Origin of the sequence: Kineococcus glutinatus (assembly GCF_039542765.1) — a bacterium.
In the GTDB taxonomy this organism is placed as follows: Bacteria; Actinomycetota; Actinomycetes; order Actinomycetales; family Kineococcaceae; genus Kineococcus_A; species Kineococcus_A glutinatus.
The window spans coordinates 1-3,531 of record NZ_BAABIL010000226.1 but is presented as its reverse complement, the minus strand read 5'-3'; the positions used below and the strand labels follow the sequence as shown (position 1 = coordinate 3,531).

At 79.2% G+C, this 3,531-nt stretch carries 5 protein-coding genes; 1 reads left to right on the top strand and 4 read right to left on the bottom strand.

Annotated elements, in window-relative coordinates; all coding sequences use genetic code 11:
• From ABEB16_RS09630 to ABEB16_RS09620, 3 genes are all read right to left on the bottom strand, one after another.
• On the bottom strand, nt 1-938 hold a 938-nt coding region (locus ABEB16_RS09630; RefSeq protein ID WP_345712040.1), incomplete at its 3' end, for a UvrD-helicase domain-containing protein.
• A gap of 55 nt (nt 939-993) precedes the next feature.
• A complete protein-coding gene (locus tag ABEB16_RS09625) occupies nt 994-1,881 on the bottom strand; it encodes a methylenetetrahydrofolate reductase (protein ID WP_345712039.1) in 888 nt (295 codons plus the stop codon).
• Complete coding sequence (locus ABEB16_RS09620) at nt 1,878-2,243, bottom strand: MGMT family protein (protein ID WP_345712038.1); 366 nt, start codon at nt 2,241-2,243, stop codon at nt 1,878-1,880. The genes ABEB16_RS09625 and ABEB16_RS09620 overlap by 4 nt, the downstream gene beginning before the upstream one ends.
• 96 nt (nt 2,244-2,339) lie before the next feature.
• Between ABEB16_RS09620 and ABEB16_RS09615 the strand changes: the two genes are divergently transcribed.
• Nucleotides 2,340-2,849, top strand: a complete 510-nt coding sequence (locus ABEB16_RS09615; protein WP_345712037.1) for a pyridoxamine 5'-phosphate oxidase family protein — start codon at nt 2,340-2,342, stop codon at nt 2,847-2,849.
• Between the two features lie 59 nt (nt 2,850-2,908).
• Here the strand turns inward: ABEB16_RS09615 and ABEB16_RS09610 are convergent.
• A partial coding sequence (locus tag ABEB16_RS09610; protein ID WP_345712036.1) for a DUF3152 domain-containing protein occupies nt 2,909-3,531 on the bottom strand: 623 nt, incomplete at its 5' end.

Genomic DNA, 3,531 nt, shown 5'->3' with positions numbered 1-3,531 from the left:
CGGTGCGCCAGCTGCGCCACCGTCCGCGCGTCCGCACCGCGGAAGCCCTCGGTCACCGCGTCGGGATCGGCGAACAGCAGCAGGTCGCGCCCACCGCCGCACAGCTCGTCCAGCAACCGGAACCCCGCCTCGGACACGTCGTGGGCGTCGTCGACCGCCACCAGGGCCCACCGCTCGCGCTCGGCGCGCAGCAGCCCGGCGTCGGCCTGCAGCCAGCCCACCGCCTCGTCGACGACGCCCGCCGGGTCGTAGCCGTCCGCGCGGCCCAGGGCGTTGACGTCGAGGTACTCCTGCATCGCGCGGGCCGCCGCCACCCACTCGGGGCGGGCGTGCCGGCGGCCCAGCTCGTCGAGGTCGACCGGGGACAGCCCCCGCTCGGTGGCCCGCATGAGGAGGTCGCGCAGCTCGGTGCGGAACGTGCGCAGCGTCCAGGCCTCCCGCGGCACGTCCGCCGGCCAGCCCGGGTCGGCGCCGGCCTGGTGCCCGCGCAGCAGGTCGGCGAGGACGAGGTCCTGCTCGGCACCGGTGATGAGCCGCGGCGGCGGGTCCCCGGCCAGCGCGCGGACGCGGCGCAGCAGGCCGAAGGCGTAGGACTGCGGGGTGCGGGCGGCCGGCTCGGCCATGGTGCGCCGCAGCCGCTCGCTCACCAGGTCGCGCAGCGCCTGCGCCGCCCGGCGGGAGGGGGCCAGCACGAGCACCCGGTCGGGGTCGAGGCCGTCGCGCTCCACCCGCGCCGCCACCGCCTCCACCAGCGTCGTCGTCGCGCCGGTGCCGGGGGCGGAGAGCACCACGAGCGGGCCGCTGCCGGCGGGGGCGTCGACGACCCGCCGCTGCGCGGCGTCCGGCTCGACGCGCGGGGCGAGGAGCTCGGGACGGCGCAGCAACCGGGGGGGCCGGGGGGCGGGGACCTGGAGGGCACCCGGGGGCTGCGGTTTCACGACACCCATCGCAGCACCTCCCCCGGACATCCGCCGGGCGACGGCGGCGCCCCGCTCACCGCACCGGGGCCGGGCGCAGCCCGAGGCGCTCCACCAGCTCGCCCACCGCGCGCGAGCGGTTCAGGGAGTACACGTGCAGCACGCCGACCCCCTCGGCGAGCAGCCGCTGCCCCGCCTGCGCCGCCACGTCCAGACCGGCCGCGCGGAAACCGCCGGGATCGGCGGCCAGGGGCTCCAGCCGGCGCAGCAGCCAGCCGGGCCGGCGCCCCCCGGTCAGCCGCCCGGTGACCTCCAGCACGCGCGGTGTCGTGATCGGCATGATCCCCGGCAGCAGCGGCACGTCGACGCCGGCCGCCGCCAGGCGGTCGCGCAGCCGCAGGAAGTCCTCCACGTCGAAGCACAGCTGGGCGACGGCGAAGTCCGCCCCGGCGCGGATCTTGCGCACGAGGTGGCGGGTGTCGTCGTCCAGGTCCGGGGAGGCGGGGTGGCCCAGCGGGAAGGCGGCCACGGCGACCCCCTCGAGGCCCTCCGAGCGGGCCAGGCGCACGAGGTCCTCGGCGTGCTCCAGCGACCCGGGGTGGGGCCGCCCGGGCGGCGACGGGTCCGCCGGCGGGTCCCCGCGCAGGGCCAGCACGTCGCGCACCCCGGCGCGGGCGAGGCCGCGCAGCGCGGTGCGCAGCTCGGCCGCCGAGCGGCCCACGGCCGTCAGGTGCGCCAGCGGCGGCACGTCCGTCTCCGCCGCGATCCGCCCGGCCAGCGCCGTCGTGCCCTCCTGGCTGCTCCCGCCGGCGCCCCACGTGACCGAGGCGAACACCGGCGACCACGCGGTGATCTCCTGCACCGCGCGCCACTGCACCGCGGCGGCCTCGGCGGTGTGCGGCGGGGAGAACTCCACCGAGAAGCGCGGCCCGGGACCGCGCAGGGCGGCGACCAGGGCGCTCACGGGCGCACGTCCCGTCCGGCCCACGGGTGCCCGGCCCCGTCCCAGCGCGCCACCGCCAGGTCGACCCGCACGTCGGCGGGGTCGGAGGCGGCCCGCCGCAGCGGGGTCGCCTCCGCGCGCCAGCGCGCCACGGCCTCCGCGGCGAGCTGGGGGGCTGCGGAGCCGTCGGCGCGCAGCACCCGCCACCACGGCGAGCCGGCGCCGAAGCGGCGCAGCACGTTGCCGACGAAGCGCGGACCGCGATCGCCGACGAGCTCGCCGACGTCGCCGTAGGTCAGCACCCGCCCCGCGGGGATGGCGTCGACGACCTCGAGGACCTCCTCCACGCGCGGGGGCAGCTCGGGGACGGGTGGAGAGCTCACCGCCCCACCCTGCCAGGCACCCCCGGGGGTGGCCGGGCCGCCCGCCGCGGTGGCGCCGCGATCGGTCGTGTCGGCGGCGGGGTGCAGCATCGGCTCGTGACCAGCGCCGACGCACCCGCCGATCCGGACCCCGTCCCCTGGAGCGCCGTCGAGGCCGCCGCGCCCGACCTCGCCGCGGCCGTGCTCGCCCGCTTCAGCAGCGCCCGGCACCACGTCCTGGCGACGCTGCGCGGCGACGGTTCCCCGCGCGTCAGCGGCACCGAGGTGACCACGTGGGACGGCGACCTCGCCGTCGGCTCGATGCCCGGCGCCGTCAAGGCCCGCGACCTGCGCCGGGACCCCCGCTTCGCCCTGCACGCCCACACCGGCGACGGGACCATGGCGGGAGGGGACGCGAAGGTCGCCGGCCGCGCGCTGGAGGTGACCGGCGCCGCGGAGCTCGCCGCGTTCGCCGCCGCCCGGCCGGACGTGCCCGACGGCCCGTTCCACCTCTTCCGGCTGCGCATCGGCGAGATCGTGCACACCGCCGTCGCGGAGGACGGCAGCGCGCTGGTGGTCCGCTGGTGGACACCGGGCGGGGGCCTGCGGGAGGTGCGCCGCGGCTGACCCGGCGCGGCGGGGGGTCAGCCGGGATCGGCTTCGGCGTCGGGGGTCGGGGGTCGGGCTCAGGGGTTGGGCCAGGGGTTGGGCAGGCACCCCTGCAGGCCCTTGGTCTGCTGCATCATCGTCGGCGCGATCCGGCCCGGACCGGGGCACGGCACGTGGCCGTGCCCGAGGGCGTGGCCGACCTCGTGGCTGACGACGTACTGCCGGTAGGCGGTCCGGTCCTCGCCGTAGTCGGGGACGGCCAGGGTCCAGCGGTGGTTGGTCAGCACCACGGAGTCGCCGTTGCGGCAGGACAGGGTCCCCAGCGTCCGCAGGGGCGCGCACAGCCGCTGGGAGGTGTCGGGGCTGGCCAGCACGAGGCGCACGTCGGCCGGGCCGTCGGTGCGGGCGAAGGTGACGCTGCCGTCCGCCCCCCAGCCGCGGGGGTCGTTGAGCGTGGTCATCACGAAGCCGGCGAACGCGGCGGGGTCGACGTCCACGCCCTCCTCGACCTCCACGCGCACGGTGGTGACCGGCCCGGGACCGGGTGCGGGGGTGGCCCCGGGCACGACGACGGTGCGGCCGGTGCCGCTCGGCGGGACCTCCAGGGTGCGCACCCCTGCGGCGCGATCGGCGGCGGTGACCCCGGCGGCGGCCGGCTGCCCGGCCTGCTGCCCGGCCGTGGTCGCGCCCTCGGCCGACG